General features: G+C 71.6%; 20 protein-coding genes. 13 read left to right on the plus strand and 7 right to left on the minus strand.

Annotated features, from left to right (window positions below; translation table 11 throughout):
- The first annotated feature begins 55 nt into the window (after positions 1-55).
- The 3 genes from ABOD76_RS13685 (at position 56) to ABOD76_RS13695 (ending at position 2,935) form a co-directional block, all read left to right on the plus strand.
- Positions 56-916: a PH domain-containing protein gene (locus tag ABOD76_RS13685; RefSeq protein ID WP_350242515.1), complete on the plus strand. Its 861-nt coding sequence runs from the start codon at positions 56-58 to the stop codon at positions 914-916.
- Positions 913-1,887, plus strand: coding sequence for a hypothetical protein (locus ABOD76_RS13690; RefSeq protein WP_350242516.1), 975 nt, complete (start codon positions 913-915; stop codon positions 1,885-1,887). Before ABOD76_RS13685 ends, ABOD76_RS13690 begins: the two co-directional genes overlap by 4 nt.
- A gap of 79 nt (positions 1,888-1,966) precedes the next feature.
- Positions 1,967-2,935 (plus strand): NAD-dependent epimerase/dehydratase family protein, encoded by a 969-nt coding sequence (locus ABOD76_RS13695; protein ID WP_350242517.1) that lies wholly within the window; start codon positions 1,967-1,969, stop codon positions 2,933-2,935.
- Positions 2,936-2,992: 57 nt separating this feature from the next.
- Here the strand turns inward: ABOD76_RS13695 and ABOD76_RS13700 are convergent, their stop codons facing one another.
- The 3 genes from ABOD76_RS13700 to ABOD76_RS13710 all read right to left on the minus strand — a co-directional run bounded on the left by ABOD76_RS13700 (position 2,993) and on the right by ABOD76_RS13710 (position 6,312).
- The gene (locus tag ABOD76_RS13700) at positions 2,993-4,126 is read right to left on the minus strand and encodes a citrate/2-methylcitrate synthase (RefSeq protein WP_350242518.1); all 1,134 of its coding nucleotides are present in this window, start codon (positions 4,124-4,126) and stop codon (positions 2,993-2,995) included.
- Between the two features lie 76 nt (positions 4,127-4,202).
- Entirely contained in the window at positions 4,203-5,657 is a 1,455-nt protein-coding gene (locus tag ABOD76_RS13705; RefSeq protein ID WP_350242519.1) for an aspartate aminotransferase family protein, read from the minus strand.
- Positions 5,658-5,700: 43 nt separating this feature from the next.
- Positions 5,701-6,312: an NUDIX hydrolase gene (locus ABOD76_RS13710; RefSeq protein WP_350242520.1), complete on the minus strand. Its 612-nt coding sequence runs from the start codon at positions 6,310-6,312 to the stop codon at positions 5,701-5,703.
- 60 nt (positions 6,313-6,372) lie between these two features.
- On the opposite strand from ABOD76_RS13710, the gene ABOD76_RS13715 reads away from it, so the two are divergent.
- From ABOD76_RS13715 to ABOD76_RS13750, 8 genes are all read left to right on the plus strand, one after another.
- Entirely contained in the window at positions 6,373-7,134 is a 762-nt protein-coding gene (locus ABOD76_RS13715) for a fumarylacetoacetate hydrolase family protein (RefSeq protein ID WP_350242521.1), read from the plus strand.
- Between the two features lie 82 nt (positions 7,135-7,216).
- Positions 7,217-8,482 carry a S41 family peptidase gene (locus ABOD76_RS13720; protein ID WP_350242522.1) on the plus strand — a complete coding sequence of 422 codons (1,266 nt, stop codon included), beginning with the start codon at positions 7,217-7,219 and terminating at the stop codon, positions 8,480-8,482.
- Between the two features lie 48 nt (positions 8,483-8,530).
- On the plus strand, positions 8,531-9,280 hold the full coding sequence (locus ABOD76_RS13725) for a sulfite exporter TauE/SafE family protein (protein WP_350242523.1): 750 nt from the start codon (positions 8,531-8,533) through the stop codon (positions 9,278-9,280).
- A 3-nt stretch (positions 9,281-9,283) separates the two neighbouring features.
- Positions 9,284-9,571 carry a hypothetical protein gene (locus ABOD76_RS13730; protein ID WP_350242524.1) on the plus strand — a complete coding sequence of 96 codons (288 nt, stop codon included), beginning with the start codon at positions 9,284-9,286 and terminating at the stop codon, positions 9,569-9,571.
- Between the two features lie 46 nt (positions 9,572-9,617).
- Positions 9,618-10,472, plus strand: coding sequence for a sulfurtransferase (locus tag ABOD76_RS13735; RefSeq protein WP_350242525.1), 855 nt, complete (start codon positions 9,618-9,620; stop codon positions 10,470-10,472).
- A gap of 42 nt (positions 10,473-10,514) precedes the next feature.
- Positions 10,515-11,255 (plus strand): FAD-dependent oxidoreductase, encoded by a 741-nt coding sequence (locus ABOD76_RS13740; RefSeq protein ID WP_350242526.1) that lies wholly within the window; start codon positions 10,515-10,517, stop codon positions 11,253-11,255.
- A complete protein-coding gene (gene trmB / locus ABOD76_RS13745) occupies positions 11,252-12,220 on the plus strand; it encodes a tRNA (guanine(46)-N(7))-methyltransferase TrmB (protein WP_350242527.1) in 969 nt (322 codons plus the stop codon). Before ABOD76_RS13740 ends, trmB begins: the two co-directional genes overlap by 4 nt.
- Before the next feature lie 168 nt (positions 12,221-12,388).
- Positions 12,389-12,886: a transcriptional regulator gene (locus tag ABOD76_RS13750; protein WP_350242528.1), complete on the plus strand. Its 498-nt coding sequence runs from the start codon at positions 12,389-12,391 to the stop codon at positions 12,884-12,886.
- A gap of 45 nt (positions 12,887-12,931) precedes the next feature.
- Here the strand turns inward: ABOD76_RS13750 and ABOD76_RS13755 are convergent, their stop codons facing one another.
- Genes ABOD76_RS13755 through ABOD76_RS13770 form a run of 4 tightly spaced genes read right to left on the minus strand, consistent with a single transcriptional unit; the run spans position 12,932 to position 16,268 of the window.
- The gene (locus ABOD76_RS13755; protein ID WP_350242529.1) at positions 12,932-13,819 is read right to left on the minus strand and encodes an aminoglycoside phosphotransferase family protein; all 888 of its coding nucleotides are present in this window, start codon (positions 13,817-13,819) and stop codon (positions 12,932-12,934) included.
- Positions 13,820-13,825: 6 nt separating this feature from the next.
- Positions 13,826-14,716, minus strand: coding sequence for a complex I NDUFA9 subunit family protein (locus tag ABOD76_RS13760; protein ID WP_350242530.1), 891 nt, complete (start codon positions 14,714-14,716; stop codon positions 13,826-13,828).
- Positions 14,716-15,363, minus strand: a complete 648-nt coding sequence (locus ABOD76_RS13765; RefSeq protein WP_350242531.1) for a Crp/Fnr family transcriptional regulator — start codon at positions 15,361-15,363, stop codon at positions 14,716-14,718. The genes ABOD76_RS13760 and ABOD76_RS13765 overlap by 1 nt, the downstream gene beginning before the upstream one ends.
- Complete coding sequence (locus ABOD76_RS13770) at positions 15,360-16,268, minus strand: MerR family transcriptional regulator (RefSeq protein WP_350242532.1); 909 nt, start codon at positions 16,266-16,268, stop codon at positions 15,360-15,362. The genes ABOD76_RS13765 and ABOD76_RS13770 overlap by 4 nt, the downstream gene beginning before the upstream one ends.
- Positions 16,269-16,373: 105 nt before the next feature.
- Here ABOD76_RS13770 and ABOD76_RS13775 point away from each other — a divergent pair, with 105 nt between their 5' ends.
- Together ABOD76_RS13775 and ABOD76_RS13780 are read left to right on the plus strand one after the other, a co-directional pair.
- The gene (locus ABOD76_RS13775) at positions 16,374-17,273 is read left to right on the plus strand and encodes a UbiA family prenyltransferase (protein WP_350242533.1); all 900 of its coding nucleotides are present in this window, start codon (positions 16,374-16,376) and stop codon (positions 17,271-17,273) included.
- The gene (locus ABOD76_RS13780; protein WP_350242534.1) at positions 17,210-18,586 is read left to right on the plus strand and encodes a phytoene desaturase family protein; all 1,377 of its coding nucleotides are present in this window, start codon (positions 17,210-17,212) and stop codon (positions 18,584-18,586) included. The genes ABOD76_RS13775 and ABOD76_RS13780 overlap by 64 nt, the downstream gene beginning before the upstream one ends.
- The last annotated feature ends 1 nt before the right edge of the window (position 18,587 follow it).

Raw genomic sequence — 18,587 nt, forward strand, 5'->3', positions numbered from 1 at the left:
AGCCGCTTGAGCTGCCGTTCGCCGGATCTTCAGCTGCGGGCGGTAGCATCGGAGCATGACGCCCTCCTCCTCAGCGCCGACGGTCGTGGTGCGGCCCGCCAGCCACCGCAGCGTGGTGCCTCAGCTGCTGCGCTGGGGGCTCGCGGCCCTGCTGCTTGGGGTGGCGGTGCTGCTGCTGCTGCCTCAGCTGCTCGGCTACCCGCGCTATGAGGTCAAGGGGGGGGTCCTGACCATCCGCAGCATCACCACCGAGCGGCGTGTCCGGGCCGGAACGTCGGTGCAGGCGGTGACGCTGCCCCCGCTGAGGCGCACCATGGGCACCTCCAGCGGGGGCACCTGCGTGGGCCGCTTTATGGCGGCCAGCGGGCAGCGCTACGAGCTGTACACCGACTGCTCCCCGCAGGTGCTGCTGTTCCAGGTGCCGGGCCGGCGGCCGGTGGCCATCACCCCGGCGGACCCCGGGGCGCTGCTGACCGCCCTGCAGAACGGCTCCACCGACACCTTCACGCTGCCGCGTCCGCGTGACATTCCGCTGCGCAGCTGGCTGATCGCGCTGCCGCTGATCGTGCTGGCGGGTGTGGTGCTGTGGCCGTGGCCGCCGCTGAGTTACCGCCTGACCCCCGAAGCGCTGGAGGTGCGGCGGCGGCTGGGTGTGGACCGTCTTCCGTACCGTACCCTCAGCGTGACCCCGGCCCGCAGCCTGCTGCGGGTGCGGTTGATGGGCACCGGCCTGCCCGGCTACTACACTGGCCTGCACGCCACCGCCGACGGGCAGGTGATGGCGGTTGCCACCTCCGCCCAGGCGCCCGCCCTGCTGCTCACCAGCGGCGACACCACCTACTACCTGACGCCCGCCGATCCGGCCGCCCTGCTGGACGAACTGCGGCGGCGCGGCGCTACAATCCTGAGCGAGTGACCGCCTCCCGCACCATCGTCCTGCTGCCTGACCTGGGCGACCTGCTGCGCCTGCAGCCGCACTACAACGCGGCCACGGTGGTGGAGCTGGCCCGGACGCTCGGCACGGACGCGGTGCTGTGGCTGAGCGGTCCCGACCCGGAACACCCGGTCCGCGACGCGCTGGGCGCGGCGGGTCTGCCGGTGCAGGAGCTCAGCCCCGAGTGGGCCTGGGCCGAGCAGGAGCATCAGCAGCTGCAGGAGTTCCTGAACCAGTTTCCTCAGGGCCGTGAGCGGCTGCGGACGGCGGCGCAGGCGGAGGCGGCGATGCAGCAGGCCCTGACCGGTCCGCTGACGCTGGAGCGGCTCATCAGCGCCGATCTGCTGGCACAGCTGGCCGACTCCCACCGGGCGCTGGCCGCCGCCCTGGACGAGGGGCCCGGTACCCGCTGGCAGCAGCGGCGGCTGGACACGCTGGCGGAGCGGCTGGACGGCCACAGTGGGCCGGCGCTGGCCGCGCTGGACGACCTGCCGGGCCTGCTGGAACGGCTGCCGCAGGCCCGGCTGCCGGACGCCAGCTCATTCGCGCCGGGCGAGGCGTCGCGGCTGCGGGCCCTGGCCGACCGTGCCGAGCAGCTGCACGAGGACGACGACCTGAGCGCGTTGCTGGACGCCCTGGAGCGGGAGACGGGCGACGCCATCACCCCCCGGGCCGAACTGGATTACGCGGCGGCGGGGATCCGGCTGGCGGTGGGCGATCTGCCGGGCGCGCGGGCGCTGCTGGAGCGCGCCGCTCATAGCCTCGCCGACCATCCGCGCAGCCTGCCGGGGCTGGTGCTGGCCCGGCTGGGACAGGTGCGCGACGCCCAGGGCGACCGCGACCTGGCCGTCCGGGCGTACCGGGCGGTGCTGGCGCTGGGCTTCGTGCCGCAGGTGGCCCGCGACACCGCCGAGGCCGGACTGAAGGCCGCGTTCGTCCTGGACCTGGAGTAGGGCGGATGGGGTGCGGATCGGCGGCCACTGGGCAGCGGGATCCTGATGGTGCTCCCGGCGGCTATGGCACACTCGCGGCATGCAAATTCTGATTCTGGGCGGCACCGGGTTTATCGGCGGCCAGCTGGCCCGCACCTTCGCCGCCGCAGGCCACCGGGTGAGCGTCCTGGCGCGTGGCCAGACGCCGGCCGCGCTGCCCGCCGGGGTGGAGCGGCTGACCGGCGACCGGGACGCCCCCGGCGGTCTGCGGGCCCTGGACGGTCCGCAATGGGACGTCTGCGTGGACCTCAGCGGCTACCTGCCCCAGCAGGTGCAGGCCAGCGGCGAGCGCCTGAGCGGGGTGGGCCGGTACGTGTTTGTGAGCGCAGCGGCGGCCTACGGGGACCCGCAAGGCCCCGTCACCGAAACGGACCTCACGCCGCGCCTGACGCCGGCCGAACAGGACGCGGTGCAGCGGGTTGAGCACCTGGATGACCGCACCTACGGCCCCTCGAAGGTGGCCTGCGAGGACCGGCTCCGGGACCTGTTCGGCGACCGGCTGACGGTGCTGCGCCCCCAGGTGGTGACCGGACCGGGCGACCCGACGCCGCGGTACGTGCCGTGGCTCGTACGCGCTGCCCAGGCAGGCCCGCTGCTCGTTCCCGGCGACGGAAGCGATCACCTGCAGGTGATTGACGTGCGCGACGTGGCCGCCTTCACGGTGCGGGTGCTGGAGGCGGACCTGGGCGGCGTGTACAACCTGGCCGGGCCGCGCCTGACCTGGGCGGAGTTCGTGCGCGTCCTTGGCGCGGAGCGGCCGGTGTGGGTGGGCCTGGAGACGCTGGCGGCGCACGGCATCCCGCTCTCGCGGTTTCCGCTCTACCGGCCCGCGGGCGGCGTCCGCAGCGGGCTGATGTACGTCAGCAGCGCCCGGGCACAGGCCGCCGGACTGACGCTGACCGCGCCCGAAGTGACGGCCCAGGACACCCGGGCGGCCCTCGGCGAAGCGCTGAACCACGCGCCCGCCCCGGACCCAGACCTGCAGCGCCTGCTCGCCCTGCTCGCCTGAACGTGCCGGGACAGCAATGGGGCGGGGGCCCGCAGACCCCCGCCCCGTGTCCGCTCCTCAGCGGTCCTGCAGCTGGACGTAGTGCTGGTTGGTGGCGCCGGTGTACTCGGCGTCCGGGCGCAGCAGGCGGTTGTCGCGCTCGTACTCGATTACGCTGGCGCACCAGCCGCTGATGCGGGCCAGCGCGAAGATCGGGGTGAAGTAGGCCTTCTGGATGCCCAGATCGCTGTAGACGGTGCCGCTGTAGAAGTCCACGTTCGGGTAGATGCCCTTGCTGCCCAGTCGGTCCACCACGGTCTTCTCGATGGTTTCCAGGATCTGGTAGTAGTGGCTCTTGCCCTGCTTCTCGGCCACGTGCGCGGCGTAGTCGCGCAGCACCCGGCTGCGCGGGTCGAAGTACTTGTAGACGCGGTGCCCCACGCCCATCACCTTCTCCTTGCGGTCCAGCTTGTCGGTGATGTAAGAGGCGGCCTTGTCGGGCGTGCCGATCTCGTCCAGCATGTCCATCACGGCCTCGTTGGCGCCCCCGTGCAGCGGGCCTTTCAGCGCCCCGATGGCACTCACGATGGCGCTGTACTGATCCGAGAGGGTGCTGGCGGTGGCGATGGCCGTGAAGGTGCTGGCGTTCATGCCGTGGTCGGCGTGCAGCACCAGCGCGATGTCAAAAAGGCGCGCCTGCTCGGCGGTCGGCTCCTGACCGGTCAACATGTACAGGAAGTTGCCGGCGTGCGTCAGGTCCAGGCGCGGCGCAACCGGCTCCTGGCCCTCCTGGGCGCGGTTGATGGCTGCGATGATGGTGGCGAACTGCGCGATCATGCGCCGCGAGATGGCGGTGCGGGCGGCCTCGCTGGTCTCCTCGGCCTGCGGATCAAAGAGGCCCAGGTGCGACACGGCGGTGCGCAGCGCCTGCATCGGATGCACGCCGCGCGGGAAGGCCTTGATGACCTCCACCAGCTCGCCCGGAATTTCGCGGTTGGCCTTCAGGTCGGCGTCGAACTCGGCCAGTTCCTGCGCGTTCGGCAGGCGGCCCAGCAGCAGCGCCAGACTCAGTTCCTCGAAGGTGCTGTTCTCGGCCCACTCCTGGATCGGAATGCCCAGATGGGTGAGGATGCCCTCCGTACCGTTGATGAAGGTCAGCTTGCTCTCGGTGAAGAGCACCCCTTCCAGCCCCTTGGCAATGGTCGTCGTCATTTGCCCCTACTCTAGCACCCCCCCTCCGGGCGCCCGAACGGTTCCTGTTCAGGTGACACCCGGCCGTTGGGGACGATTACGATTCCAGAAAGGCGGCCTTGATCAGCCGCATCAGGTCGGTGGTGCCGTAGCGCTGCACCAGTTTCAGGCTGCTGGGGTACGCGGCGGCGGTGGCCTCCACCTGCCGGAACATCCGGTCGAACACCTCGTCCGGCATGTTCATGGCCGGCGTCAGGCGCATGGTGCGGGCCGCGTTCAGCGAGAAGTTCATCAGCACGCCGTGCCGGTAGAACGCCACCAGGGCCAGCGCCCCGGTCGCCTCGCTGATCAGGTGCGCCTGGAAGCCCAGCGGCAGCCGCGCCACCGGCCGGAAGTTCATCGCGAACAGCATGCCGGCCCCGCGCACGTCCTCCAGCAGGGCTGGGTAGCGCTGCTGCATCGCCTGCAGCCGCTTCAGGCCGCGCTCGCCCATCTGGCGGGAGCGCGCCGGGTAGTCGTGGTCCATCAGCAGTTCCAGACTCTTGAGGCCCACCGCCATGGCCAGCGAGTTGCCGCCGAAGGTGTTGCTGTGGACCTTGACCGTCTCGAAGCTGCCGAGCATCCGCTTGTAGATGTCGTGCCGCACGATGGTGGCGCCCACCGGCACCATGCCGCCGCCCAGCGGCTTGGCCAGCGTCAGGATGTCCGGCTCCAGCCCGCCCGCAATGCTCTCGAACCAGTGGCCGGCGCGGCCCAGTCCGGTCTGGATCTCGTCGGCGATCACCAGGATGCCGTCCTTGCGGCACAGCTCGCCCAGCCGCTTCAGGAAGCCGGGTGGCGGAATCCGCACGCCGGCCTCGCCCAGAATCGGCTCCACGATCACCGCGATGATCCGGTCCGGCCCGATGCGCTTGAGGGTGCGCTCCAGCGTGCTGGCGTCCCCGAACGGCAGCGTGATCACGTTGGGCGACAGCAGGTTCTGGAAGGGGCCCTGCAGGGTGGGGTTCGGGGTGAGCGACAGGGCCCCCAGCGTCTTGCCGTGGTAGGCCCGCGTGAAGTTGACGATGTAGCGGGCCTTGGGCCGCGCCGCCTTGGCGAACTTGATGGCCGCCTCGATCGCCTCGGCGCCGCTGTTGGAGAAGAACACCCGCGACGTGCTGTGGCTGGGCGCCTCCCGGCTGAGCAGCCGCACCAGATTGGCCTCCAGCGCGGACCGCCAGGGGGTGGCGATCTGCTGCGAGAGCATCACCTGATCGGTGTGTTCCAGCACCTGCCGCAGAAACAGGTTCAGCTCCGGGGGGTTGTCGCCGAACGGCAGCGCGGCGTACCCGGAGGCGTTGATCACGCCGTGGCCGCTGGGGTCCTGCAGTTCCCAGGGACTCTGCACCTGCATCGGGCCGATGACGCCCAGCACGTCCAGCAGCTGCATCAGCTTGCCGTTGCCGTAATTCTGTTCCAGCTCGATGCTGCGCCGCGCCGACAGTTTTCCGTTGAGCACGTCGTCGGCGCGGATGAAGCCCCCGGAGGTGGCCGGGGTGGGGGAGAAGGTCATGCGGGGATTGTAGAGGAGACGGTCATGAGCCGTCGGTGTCCCATCAGTCGAACTCGGTGGGCGCGTCCGGCTGACCCCAGCGCTGCACCATGCGCCGTACCTGCTCGGGAGTGTTGCGGCCCAGGCTGAGCGGGGGCAGCTCGTCCAGCGTGAAGAAGCCGCTCTCCAGCGTCTCGATGTTGTCCGGCTGCGGCTGCGGCTCGCCGGTCAGCTCGCACGCCACGAACACCTTCCACACGCTCCACAGGTCCGGCGGGTGCCCGTGCTGGTCCTTGTCCAGCACCGCCAGCAGGCGCAGCGCCCGCACCGGGTAGCCGGTCTCCTCAAGCGTCTCGCGCACCGCGATCTGGCCCGGTCCCTCGCCCGGGTCGGCCCAGCCGCCCGGCAGGCTCCAGCGTCCGTCCTGGCGCTCGCGGGTCAGCAGCACCCGGCCCGCCTGAACCACCACCGCCCGCACGTCCAGCTTGGGCGTCAGGTAGCCGCGCTCCAGCTGCAGCAGGTCCAGCGCGGCCGGTGCGTCCAGAGTGCCCACCTCGGCCATCAGGCGGGCCGTCAGCCGCTGCAGCTGTTCGTAGCGGGCCACGTCGTAGGGGTCGCGGGTGTAGGTCAGGCCCGCCTGGGCAATGGACATCAGTTCGCGCAGCACCTCAATCATGGCTCCAGGGTAGTGTGCGCCGCCGGCCGCCGGGTGCCCAGCGTCCACTACACTCCTGGCATGCGCATCGTGAAAGGCACCGCCGAGGGCCGCACCATCTGGGGCCAGCTGGACCACACCGACACCGTTCACGTCACGGCCGGCATGCAGGGCGAGCCGACCGGCGAGACCTTCCCGCTTTCGGCCGTGTCGCTGCTGGCGCCCGCCGAGCCCACCAAGATCGTGTGTGTGGGCCGCAACTACCTGGACCACATCCGGGAGCTGGGGAACATGCTGCCGGACAACTCGCTGCCGCAGGAGCCGGGCCTGTTCCTGAAGGGGCCCAACACCCTGGCCGAGCCGGGCGGTACGGTCGCCTATCCCGAGTGGACCCAGAGCTTTCATTACGAGGGTGAGCTGGCGCTGGTGATCGGGCAGGTGGCCCGCGAGCTCACGCCTGAGACGGCGCTGGACGCGGTGCTGGGCTACACCTGTGGCCTGGACCTGACCGCCCGCGACCTGCAGAAGACCGACCTGCAGTGGGTGCGCGCCAAGGCCGCCGACCGCTTCTGCCCGCTGGGCCCCTGGATCGAGACCGAGCTGGACCCCACCGACCTGCAGGTCCAGACCCGGGTGAATGGCCAGACGCGCCAGAACGGCCGCACCGCCCAGATGATCTTCGACGTGCGGCAGATCCTGACCTACGTGACCCGCTACCTGACGCTGGAACCGGGCGACGTGGTGCTGACCGGCACCCCGGACGGGGTGGGGCCGCTGCAGCCGGGCGACGTGGTGGAGGTGGAGGTGCAGGGCATCGGCGTGCTGACCACCCCCATCGGCTGAGGCGGCAACGATGAAGGCCCCTTATCATGAAGTTGGGCCTGAATTTCATCTTTGAAGAAGCTGTAAAGATACAGTGAACGTCGTGCCCACTCAAGTTCGCGCGGCTGTCCTGGCCGCTCTGCTGCTGTCTCCCGCCGCTGCGGCCAGCCCGGCCACCGAGCTGTTTCAGACGGTCAGCACCCAGCTGGTCCAGAACTACTACGGCTGGTCCGACCTTGACCGCCCGGCCCTGGTGGAGCGTTACCGCCACACTCTGGACGACGCGTGCGCCGCCGCCGGCGACACCTGCAGCTACGACCAGGGCCGGGCGGTCCTGAAAACGATGCTGGCCGAGCTGCACGACGCGCACACCAGCGTCAAGGACGCCGAGGCGGCCGAGCGGCTGCGCGAGGTGCAGGAGGACCTGACGGTGCCGCGCAGCGGAGCGCGGGTGGTGTCGCTGCCGCAGGGCCTGCTGGTGGTGAGCGTCATGCCCGGCAGCCCGGCGGATCAGGCGGGCCTGCGCTCATTTGACCTGCTGACGACCGTGCAGGGCCAGCCGGCCGGGCTGAACCGTGCCCAGGACGCCAGCGCCTTCGTGCGGCTGGAGCGGGCGGCCCAGCCGTTCACGGTGGAGCGGCGGCGGGCGGGCGCGCCGGACCAGACGCTCAGCGTGGGCACCGCGCCGCTCAAGGCCCGCGACGAGCCGGTGCTCAGCTGGCTCGACCGCCCGGAGGGCCGGGTGGCCCTGATCCAGTACCCCACCTTTCTGTCGGGCGACAGCGCCGCGCTGTTCCTGAAGCGTCTCACGGAAGCGCAGCAGGGCGGGGCCAAAGGGCTGGTCATCGACCTGCGCTACAACGGCGGCGGCCGGCTGGATCAGTGTGTGTCGGCGGTCAGCGCCTTCGGGCCCACCATGTATCAGGCGCGCTGGACGCAGGGCAGCATGATCTATGCCGCGCTGGACGGCCACCCCGGCTCCCCGCCGATGGTGCGGGGGGCCGCGCCGGAGCACGCGCTGTGGAACGTGCACCAGAACGGGCCGGTGACGCTGCTGGTGGGCGGCAACACCGCCTCCTGCGCGGAGGTGTTCGGCTACTTTGCCCGCAAGGATGGCGCCACCCTGGTGGGCGAGGCCACCAAGGGCGTCATGAACAGCGGCGTGAACTTCGTGCCGCTGCCGGACCGGGGCGTGCTGAGTCTCACCACCCTGCGCGCCTTTGACAGCGCGGGCCAGCCGCTGCCGGACCACCTGGAGCCGGACGTGCTGGCCCCCACCGACATCAGTCAGCTGACCACCCAGGGCCAGGACACCACCCTGCAGGCGGCGCTGGCTCAGATGGAGCAGCCCAGGGCCGCCGCTCGCTGACGCCGCCCTGCACCGCCTGCCTCACCCGGTCCGTGTTAGCGTGGCCGGGTGATTCTTGCTGTGCTTGCAATCGGCCTGCTGGCGGGCGTGCTGGGGGCCATCCTCGGCCTGGGCGGCGGCGTGGTGGTGGTGCCGGCCCTGGAGTTCGTGCTGCCGTACTTTCACACCACCATCACCATCACCCAGGCGGTGGCGGTCAGCCAGATCGGGGTGCTGGCGGTCGGGCTGGCCGGTACCGCCGGCTACCTGCGCCAGGGCCTGATCCGGGCCCGGACCGGCTACCTGCTCTCGCCCTACACCATTCTGGGCGGCGTGGTGGGTAGCTGGCTGGGCCTGCGGCTGCCGGCCCGGGTGGTGGCCACCGTGTTCGCGGTGCTGCTGCTGTACAGCGCCTACAACCTGCTGCAGGGCCTGCGCCGCGAGGAGCGCGAGCGGGAGCCGAGCCGGCTGGTGCCGCCGGCCATGACGCTGGCCGGCATCATGAGCGGGCTGCTGGGCATCGGCGGGGGCACAGTGCAGGTGCCGGTCATGAACCTGCTGGGCGGCATCCCGATCCGGCAGGCCATCGCCACCAGCACCTTCATCATGGGCCTCACCGCCGTGGCCAACGCGCTGGTGTACAGCGCCGGCGGGGTGCTGAACTACCAGATGGCGGCGGCCGTGTCGCTGGGCGTGCTGGTGGGGGCGCGGCTCGGCACCGGGCTGGCCGCGCGCATCAGCGCCCGCAACCTGAAACTCTTCTTCAGCCTGCTGCTGATCTTCACGGCGCTGCAGCTGCTCTGGAAATACTGGGGGTAAGCCATGACCGAACCGAACAAGCAAAGCGGCGCGCCGCCGTCCGAACAGGCCGGGCTGCCGGCGTGGCTGTTCCCCGCCGGCTTCTGGGTGGCGGTGGTGCTGCTGGCCATCACGCTGCTGGTGCCGGCCTTCGCCCGCTATGCGGTGTCGTGGGTGATGCTGGTCCCGGTGCTGGCGGCCCTGTACGTGATGCTCAGCGGCTGGCGGCACGACCGGCGGCTGAGCGTGGCCGCGCTGATCGCGCTGGCGGGGCTGGTGGTGGTGTTCCTGGTCAAGAACGCGCTGGCCTGAGGCCGGCGGGGTGGTCAGGGCCGGGCCGGATGCCTATGCTGGCCGCATGACCCCGCTCAAGTCTGCCGGCTGGCTGCTGGACCACCTCCACGATCCAGGGGTGGCGGTGCTGGACTGCCGCTTCGAACTGATGAACCCGCCGGCCGGCGAGGCTGCCTACCGTGCCGGCCACGTGCCGGGCGCCGTCTACGCCCACCTGGAGCGCGACCTGAGTGGCCCGAAACAGACGGGCGGCGCCGGGGGCCGTCACCCGCTGCCGGACCCGGCGGTGCTGGCGGGCTGGCTGGGCCGGCAGGGCATCGGCAACGACCGTGTGGTGGTGGCCTACGACGACCCCACCGGCGGGCACGGTTTCTACGCGGCGCGGGCGTGGTGGTTGCTGCGCTGGCTGGGACACCGGGAGGTGTACGTGCTGGACGGCGGACTGCCGGCGTACCTGGCGGCCGGGGGAACGCTGAGCCAGGAGGTGCCCACCCCGGAAGCGGCCTCCTACACGCCGCACCCACACCCGGAGCTGCTGGCCAGCGCCCAGGACGTGCAGCAGCGCTCTCCGGAGACCCTGCTGGTGGACTCGCGGGCGGCGGCCCGCTACCGGGGCGAAGTGGAGCCCATCGATCCGAAGGCCGGGCACATTCCGGGCGCCGTCAACCGCGACTGGTCGGCGGCGCAGACGCTGGGCGGCCACTGGCTGCCGACAGAACAGCAGCGGGAGCGGCTGGGGTTGGGGGAGCAGCCGGCCATCCTGTACTGCGGGTCCGGGGTGAGCGCCGCCGCCAACCTGCTGGCGCTGGCTGTGGTGGGCCGCGAGCCGGGGCCACAGACCCGGCTGTACGCCGGCAGCTGGAGCGACTGGGTCAGCGACCCGGCCCGCCCGGTGCAGACCGGAGAGCAGCCGGGCTGAGCCGCGCACCGCAGCCCTCCAAATGCTTTATCATCCGCCCCGATGTTCACGCCTGACCTTCCTCCGCGCAGCCAGCCGCAGCCGGGCCACCTCTACGACCTGGCGGTGGTGGGGGCCGGGCTGGCCGGCTGCGAGGTCGCCTGGCGGCTGGCCCGCGCCGGCCAGGACGTGCTGCTGGTGTCGCAGGCCCTCGATCACCTGGGGAACCTGTACCAACCGGACCTCGCGGGCGTGAGTTTCCCGGCCGGCAGCCTGTTCGCCCAGGTGGCGCAGGAGATCCAGCCGCACACCGACGGCTGGGTGTTTCACCGGGCGCTCAAGCAGCGGCTGGAGGCCACCAGCGGCATTCATCTGCTGCAGAGCTGTGTGACGGCGATCTCGGAGGAGACCGGCCGGGTGCAGCTGTCCACCTGGGAAGGGCCCACCCTGCAGGCGGGCCGGGCGGTGCTGGCGGTGGGGGCCTTCCTGAAAGCGCGGCTGCTGCTGGGCACCACCATGGAGGATGCCGGGCGGCTCTCGGAGGTGGCCTACGACTTTCTGGCCGACGACCTGCAGGCGCAGGGCCTGTGGCTGATGCCGGCCGAGGCCAGCGCAGCGGCCCGGCCGGGTACGCCCGGGTATGAGGTGCGCTACCTGAGCCTGGGCGCGGGCGAGCTGGACGGATTCGCGGTGCGCCGCTTCGACCACGTGTATGCGCTGGGCCAGATGGTGGGCGGGGTGCACAGCTACGCCTCGGTGCTGCAGGACGCGGCCCGGCTGGCCGCCGAGCTGGGGGCCTCATGATTCTGCGGCTGCAGGACCTGCACTTCCCCGAGGAGGCCGCCCGGCTGTTCCCGGACACGCCGGACCGCGCGCTGTACCTGGAGATCGGCTTCGGGGACGGCCGCTTCTGGCCCGCCTTCGTGGAGGGGCTGCCGGACGTGCCCAACTATCTGGGCGTCGAGCTGTCGGGCGTGAGCCTGCTGAAGGCGGCCCGGCGGCTCAGGGCGGCCGGCCTCCGCAATGCCCACGTGGCCAAGCTGCCGGCCACCGTGATGCTGGAGAGCGTGATCGCGCCGGGCCGCCTGAGCGGCATCATCGTCAACTTTCCGGACCCCTGGCCCAAGGCCGACCATCTGGACCAGCGGCTGCTGCGGGCGCCGTTCTTCCGGCTGGCCGCCAGTCGCCTGAAGCCCGGCGGCGCGGTGCTGTTCACCACCGACCATCAGGAGTACTTCGAGTTCGCCTGCCGCGAGGCCGAGGCGAGTGGCGTGATGGAGGTGCGGCTGGAGCCGCCGCCGGCTGCCGCGCTGGCCACCAAGTACGCGCTGAAGTGGCGCGACCTGGGTATTGAGGCCCAGCATGCCCGTTTTGTTCCCACCGCCCACCCGGCCGTGCCGCTGCACGCCGTGACCCCCTACCCGGATCAGGAGGCCCAGGTGCCGCACGCGATCATGACCCTACCCGACCCCTTTGACCTCAGCGACTTTGAGCGGGTCACCGTGCGCGGCGAGCACCACACGGTGGTGCTGCTGGACGCCTACCGCAGCCTGCGCCGCGACGAGTACACGGTGCTGGCGCACGTGGAGGAGGGCGAGCTGATTCAGGAGGTGCTGGTCAACGTGACGGGCCGCCGGGACGGCAGCACCCTGGTGCGGCTGGCCAAATTCGGTGGGCCGGTCATCACCGCCGGGGTCAAGGCGGCGGTGGGTGCGGTGGCGGACGAACTGCAGCGCCGGGGAGCGGTCCTGACACATCACGGCTACTGACCACCACTGGTTTCTGACGGCCGCCACGGTTTGGATGACGGTCGCCTGAAGACTTGTCTCACCCAGGTTCACCGCCGGTATGTAACAATAGGAAAGTTGCGCTCACTGTGAGCCTGCTGATCAATAACTCCCTGGGCTGCGGCCCAGTTGCCGTGCGGAGGCAATCGAATGTTCAACCCCCCCACCGTTGAAGACCTTCAGGAAACCCGCCGCGCCAACGAGAAGCTGGTGCTCGCTGCGCTGGACAGCAAGCCCGAATGGGTCGAGACGGAACTCGCCAAAACCACTGGTCTCGCGCTCTCCCACCTGCGCGCCGCGCTGGCGAGCCTGCTGGACCAGGGCCGCGTGCGTCGTCTGCCGGGCACCGGAACCCGCGCGGTGTATGGCCTGGCCGACCCCGGCCTCGCCGACGTGCCGGCCACCCCGCTCACCCCGCTGGCCCGCAAGGTCCGGACCTACCTGGAGGGCCGCGCCGACAGCGCCCTGCACATGGCCGAGGAACTGCGCAGCACCCGCGAGGACGTGATGGCGGCCCTGAGCCTGCTGAACGCCCACAAGATGATCACCTGCACCTTCGTGGGCAGCCTGGTGATCTTCCGGCTGCGCGAGGCCCAGGCGCTGCTGGACCAGAAGCCCGAAACCACCAAGAAGCGTCAGGTCGCCTGAGCGATCAGTACCTCTGAAACCGGACACCGCAAGGTGTCCGGTTTTTTAGTGCCGTGGCTCCGGGGCATGAAGCAGGCGCAGCATCTGGCGAAGAACGTGGCGGGCATGCTCCAGGGCAGGCGGGCGGCGCTGCGCGGTGGCGCGGCTGGCCCGGTGGAAGGCCAGCAGCACTCCCATCAACTGCGCCTCGCGTTCCAGGCCGGCAGGAGCCTCCAGGCCGTCCAGCAGGGCCGGCACCAGCGTCCAGCCGTGAAAGTACCCGAAGGACGCCACGTCCCAGCCGGCCGGCCCGCGGGCCGCGTCCCCAAAATCCAGCAGCGCCAGCAGCCGGCCGTCGGCGTCCCAGTGCAGCTGGGCCGGATGCAGATCGGTGTGGTTCAGCACGGCGGGAGCGTCGGCCAGGGCCAGCAGGTCGGGCCGCAGCCGCTCTAGCTCTGGCCACAGGCGCGGCTGGCCGGCGGTGAGGGGGTGCTGCTCCAGGGTGGAGGCGCCCAGTGGCCAGACGTCCTGTAGCCGGGTCTGCAGCCCGGCCAGCGGGGTCCTCGCCTGCCCGACCAGCGGGTCACGGTCCGGGTGCAGCAGGCCGTAGCCGGTGCAGGGAAGCCGCTGCAGGGCGGCCAGCAGCGCGCCCAGCTGCCGGGCCTGGGCTGTGCCTGCGGGCTCCAGCGGCCCACCCGGCACGAACCGGTCCAGCGCGTAGGGTCGGCCGTCCGGCAGGGTGCCGTGGTCCAGCGGTTCGGCCACCGGCTGACCCGCCGCCAGCAGCAGACGCCGGATGGCCACGTCCGCGTGGAAGCTGCTGAACGGTGAACCCAGCCGCACCACCACCTCGCCGGCCCGGTACACCTCGGAGGTCGCTCCCCGGGCCAGCCGCTTCAGGGCGGCACGAGGGAGACCATTTCGGCGCAGCAGAGCCGTCAGGACGTCAGGCACGCCCCACTATGGCGCGTTCACGATGCCGGGCAGGGCGTCCTCCAGCCGCTGCATCGGCAGCTGGAACACCGTGCGGGCCGGTTCGTTGGGAGCGCTGTTGCCCGCCTTCAGCATCAGGTACTGGTCGCGGGTGATGGGGGGGCTGGGCAGCACCTGCATCACCGGCACCAGCAGGTCCATCAGCGGCAGCGGCACCGGCACGATCAGTTTGCGTTTGCCCAGGGCGCTCAGCTCCAGCTCCAGCAGCTGGCTGAAGGTGTATTCCTGCGGGCCGGTCAGCGCGTACGTCTGACCGGCGGTCTCCGGCCGCTGCAGCGCGCCGGCAAACGCGGTGACCACGTCCAGAATGCCCACTGGCCGGAACGGGAACTGCCCGTTGCCGATCTGTGGCACCAGCGGCGGCAGGCTCACCAGCTGTTTCAGCACCCGCCCGAAGAAGTCGTCGCCCGGCCCGAAGATCAGCGACGGGCGGAAGATGGTGGCGGCCAGCCCGCTGCCCTGCACCAGCTGTTCGGCCTCGCCCTTGCTGCGGCTGTACCCGCTGGGACTGGCCGGGTCCGCGCCCAGCGCACTCATGTGCAGGTAGCGGGCGCCGCGCGGCGTGCTGGCCAGCACGTGCCGGGTAGCGTCCACATGGACCGTCTGGAAGGTCTGCGCTCCCTTCTCCACAATGATGCCGACCAGATGCATCACCGCTTCCGGCTCCGCGCCGGGGAACGCCATCCCGAAGCCGCGCTGCACGCTGCCCAGGTCGGTCACATCCATCGCCACGCCCGGCGCGCCCTCCACCGGCTGTCCCTGCCGGGACGCCGCCCGCACGTCATGGCCCTGCTGCCGCAGCTGCGCTACCAGCGCGCGGCCCACGAAGCCGCTGGCGCCCGTCACCAGCACCCGCATCAGCGCAGCTCCTTGAAGGTCTCCGCCACGTCCGGCCGGTCAAGCGGCGCGGGACCGGCCAGCGCGCGCAGCCCCTCCAGGTGCAGCAGCGTGATGTGCCGGTAGCCGGTCTCGATCAGGCCCAGGTCGCGCAGCTCGGTCACCACCTTGCTGACGCTCTCGCGGGTACTGCCGCTGCCCTCGGCCAGCAGCTCGTGGGTGGTGCGGACGTACAGGTGGTCCTGGGCGTCCTCGGCCCCCAGCGGGGTGTCGGCCAGCTCCAGCAGGTAGCGCACCAGCCGCTGCCGCAGGTCGCCGGACTGCAGGTGCACCTCGTGCAGCATCGCCCGGCGCAGCTGGGTGCTGAGGTTGCGCGAGATGTCCAGCAGGGTCGCCGCGGTCAGCTGCTCCGGCTGCAGCAGCCGGATGGTGGCGGGCGTGAGCGCCTCGGCAGCGTGGTGGTGGGTGGCCGGCGCCGGGTCCAGCGCCGCCTCACCGAAGTAATCGCCCGGCAGCACGTGCCGCACGGTCAGGGTCCGGCCGCGCAGGGTACTCTGCATCAGGCGCACCAGCCCGGTCTCCGCCTGATAGAACACCGGCGCCGGGTCACCCTGCTGGAAGACCCATTCGCCGCGCCGGAATCGCTGTTTGCTGGCCACTCCACTCACGCTGTTCCTCCCTGTATGCCGGGCAGATGCAGCGCCCGGATCAACTGTTCGGCCGCTTCCACCGCGTTCGGCCCCAGATAGCGTCCGCCCAGTTCCGGCGCCAGTTCGGGCCGGCGGTTCATCAGCAGGCCGCCCAGAAAGACCGGCATGTTCAGCCCGGCCAGGTCGCGTTGCTGCTGCCGGAACGCCTCCAGCGGCTCCTCGGTGTTGAGCGTCACCAGCACCGCCCGCGCGCCCATCTGGCGAGCGAACATCGCCAGGTCGGCCAGCGGCGTGTTGGCGCCCAGGTAATGCACCTGCAGGCCGCGCCGCCGCAGCACCAGACTCAGCACCATCAGGCCCAGCTCGTGAAACTCGCCGGGCGCGCACGCGGCCACCAGTACCGGTCCGAAGGCGCTGCTGCCGGCCATGTCCAGCAGCTGGCCGATGCGGGCGCGCAGAAAGGCCGAGGCCTGATGCTCGTGCGCGATGGTGATCTCCCCGCGTTCCCAGCGTGTCCCAATCTGCACCAGCGCCGGCTGGATGATGCCCATCAGCACCTCCTCCACGCTCAGCCGCGAGTGCGCGTGGTCCAGCAGCCGCACGGCCTGTGGATGGTCCGGGTGTAGCAGGGCCCGCGTCAGGTCGTCCACCAGCGTCTGGTGCGGGCTGAGCGGCGCGGCGAAGTGGTCACGGGCCAGCTCGGCGGCGCGGCCCACCGCCACGCCCTCGTCCACCCGCTGCAGGATGTACTGAATGCAGTCCAGGTCATGCTGCCCGTACAGGCGGTAGCCGCTGGCGTTGCGCCGGGGGTTGGGCAGCCCGTAGCGCCGTTCCCACTGCCGCAGGGTGGTGGCCGGGACCCCGGTGCGGGCCTCGACTTCGCTGGCGGTGTACAGGGCAGATTCAGTGGCGGCGTCTGTCATGGTGTCCTGTAGAGAGTAGGCCATGCCCGGCTGGAGAAGACCGTATTTTTGGGTGCAGAGCGCCGGGACAAGCGCCGCCGGACGGCCCGCTACACTGGACGGCAGATGGAGGGGAGCGGCTACTCAGGCAAGCGGGTGCGGGCCGCGCAAAACCGGCTGACCTGGCGGCAACTGCTGCTCGTCTCGCGTCCGGCCCTGTGGATCAACACGGTGGGGGTGGCCGTCACCGGACTGTGGCTGGCCGGCGAGCTGTGGAGCACCCGCCCCGGCTGGTGGCTGCTGCTGCTGTACCTGACGCTGCCCTACAATCTGCTGATCTACGGCCTCAACGACCTCTCGGACCGCGCCGAGGACGCCCACTCGGCGCGCAAGGGGGGCTGGCAGGGCGCGCGGTTGCGCGGCGGTGAGGACGCGGCGCTGCTCGGCTGGATGCTCCTGCTGAACGGACCGCTGCTGCTGGCGCTGGCGCTGCTGCTACCGGGCAGTGCCCTGCTGGTGCTGCTGCTCAGCGCCCTGCTGTTCGCCGGCTACAGCCTGCCCCCGCTGCGTTTCAAGGCCCGCCCGGTGCTGGACGGGCTGAGCAACGTGGCCTACGCCCTGCCGCTGGTGCTGCCGGCGCTGCTGCTGGGCCGGCCGCTGCCGCTGCTGGCCCTGCTGGCGGTGTCCGCCTACGCGGTCGGCAAGCACGCCTTCGACGCGGTTCAGGACATCGCTTCCGACCGCGCGGCGGGCCTGCACACCACCGCCACCCGGCTGGGGGTGCGCGGCACCGCGCTGTACGCGCTCGGCTGGTTTACCGTGGCTGCCGCGCTGCTGTGGCCACTCAGCCGCCTGTCGGCGCTGGCGCTGCTGCTGGTCTGCGGTGGCATGGCCGCCGCGCTGCTGCGGCGCCCCACCCTGGTGCAGGCCGGGCGGCTGTACCGGCTGAGCATCCTCAGCCCGTGGCTGGTGGGCGCGGTCAGCGGGGTGCAGCTGGTGTACCTGCTGGTGCGGGGGCTCTACTGAACGCCAGCGTTGGCATTCTGGGCGGCGGCATCGCCGGGCTCGCGCTGGCGGCGCTGCTGGCCGAGCGCGGCGCACACGTCACCGTGTACGAGCGAGATCAGCTGGGTGGCAAGCTGCGGCGTGTGCAGGTGGGCGACCTGAGCATGGACACCGGCCCCAGCCTGTTCACCTTTCCCGGTGTATGGCGGGCGCTGCTGCAGCGCCTGAACGAGCTGGACCCGCTGGACCTGAGGCCGCTGCCGGGTGGCCTGGGCCTGCACCACACGCCCTACGGGGCCGTGCCGCTGCCGGTGCCGACCTCCCATCCGCTGTGGCCGCACTGGCAGCGCTACGTGCAGGAGGTGGGCCCGCTGCGCCCGCACCTGCAGACGCTGCTGACCACGCCACCGCACCTGACCAGCCGCGCCTTTCTCCAGGCCAGCGCGGTGCTGGGCCGGCTGACTGCGCCGCACCTCACCGCCGCTGGCTGGCTGGCCGCCCGGCATTTTCCCCCGGCCCTGCACCATGCCCTGCAGGTGCACGCGCTCAACGCCGGCCTCTCGCCCCAGGACGCGCCGGCCCTGTACGCGCTGCTGCCGGCCCTGATCGCCGGGGATGTCTGGCGACCGGCCGGAGGGATGCGGGCGCTGCTGGACACCCTGGTGGACTTCTGCGTGCGGCGTGGCGTGCAGCTGCGCCCCGGAACGCCCGTCGAGCGGCTGTCGCAGCTGCCGCCCCACGACCTGCTGGTGAGTGCCCTGGACCCGGCCCGGCTGGCGCGGCTGCGGGGCCGGACTGTCCAACGCTCGCCCCTGACCGTGAGCGGGGTGGCGATCTACGCGGCGCTGCCGGAGGCCTCCACCCTGCCGGCCACCAGCGTGATCACGCCGCAGAGCTACCGGACGTTCCGGGCGGCCATGAGGGTCCCGGCCCTGCCGCCCGACACCCTGGCGCTGGTGCACGCGGACGGGCGACGGCTGGCCCTGCTGCTCACCGCGCCGCCCACCGGTGAGCGGTACACCCTGGCGCACCCCTGGGTGCAGGCGCAGGTGCAGCGGGTGGAGCGGACGCTGGGTGTGCCGGGGCTGCTGGCCTCGGCCCAGGCCACCGCGGTGCTGACCCCGCAGTTCTATGCCCAGGGTGGCGCTCCCGGCGGGGCCATCTACGGACAGGCGCTGGCCCCCTGGCGCGGCGGGCCGTTCCATCCGCAGCCGTATCGCCTGGAGGCGCGGCTGTGGCAGGTGGGCGCGGGCGTGCATCCGGGTGGGGGGCTGCCGGCGGTGCTGGGCGGCGCCCTGATGGTGGACCGGCTGCTGGCGGAGCGGCACGGGTGAG

Origin of the sequence: Deinococcus sonorensis KR-87 (assembly GCF_040256395.1) — a bacterium.
Taxonomy (GTDB): Bacteria; Deinococcota; Deinococci; order Deinococcales; family Deinococcaceae; genus Deinococcus; species Deinococcus sonorensis.

Coding starts and splice junctions, on each gene's coding strand:
- ABOD76_RS13685 (WP_350242515.1), top strand. CDS start 56: ATGACGCCCTCCTCCTCAGCGCCGACGGTCGTGGTGCGGCCCGCCAGC.
- ABOD76_RS13695 (WP_350242517.1), top strand. CDS start 1,967: ATGCAAATTCTGATTCTGGGCGGCACCGGGTTTATCGGCGGCCAGCTG.
- ABOD76_RS13700 (WP_350242518.1), bottom strand. CDS start 4,126: ATGACGACGACCATTGCCAAGGGGCTGGAAGGGGTGCTCTTCACCGAG.
- ABOD76_RS13705 (WP_350242519.1), bottom strand. CDS start 5,657: ATGACCTTCTCCCCCACCCCGGCCACCTCCGGGGGCTTCATCCGCGCC.
- ABOD76_RS13710 (WP_350242520.1), bottom strand. CDS start 6,312: ATGATTGAGGTGCTGCGCGAACTGATGTCCATTGCCCAGGCGGGCCTG.
- ABOD76_RS13715 (WP_350242521.1), top strand. CDS start 6,373: ATGCGCATCGTGAAAGGCACCGCCGAGGGCCGCACCATCTGGGGCCAG.
- ABOD76_RS13730 (WP_350242524.1), top strand. CDS start 9,284: ATGACCGAACCGAACAAGCAAAGCGGCGCGCCGCCGTCCGAACAGGCC.
- ABOD76_RS13735 (WP_350242525.1), top strand. CDS start 9,618: ATGACCCCGCTCAAGTCTGCCGGCTGGCTGCTGGACCACCTCCACGAT.
- ABOD76_RS13740 (WP_350242526.1), top strand. CDS start 10,515: ATGTTCACGCCTGACCTTCCTCCGCGCAGCCAGCCGCAGCCGGGCCAC.
- trmB (WP_350242527.1), top strand. CDS start 11,252: ATGATTCTGCGGCTGCAGGACCTGCACTTCCCCGAGGAGGCCGCCCGG.
- ABOD76_RS13750 (WP_350242528.1), top strand. CDS start 12,389: ATGTTCAACCCCCCCACCGTTGAAGACCTTCAGGAAACCCGCCGCGCC.
- ABOD76_RS13760 (WP_350242530.1), bottom strand. CDS start 14,716: ATGCGGGTGCTGGTGACGGGCGCCAGCGGCTTCGTGGGCCGCGCGCTG.
- ABOD76_RS13770 (WP_350242532.1), bottom strand. CDS start 16,268: ATGACAGACGCCGCCACTGAATCTGCCCTGTACACCGCCAGCGAAGTC.
- ABOD76_RS13775 (WP_350242533.1), top strand. CDS start 16,374: ATGGAGGGGAGCGGCTACTCAGGCAAGCGGGTGCGGGCCGCGCAAAAC.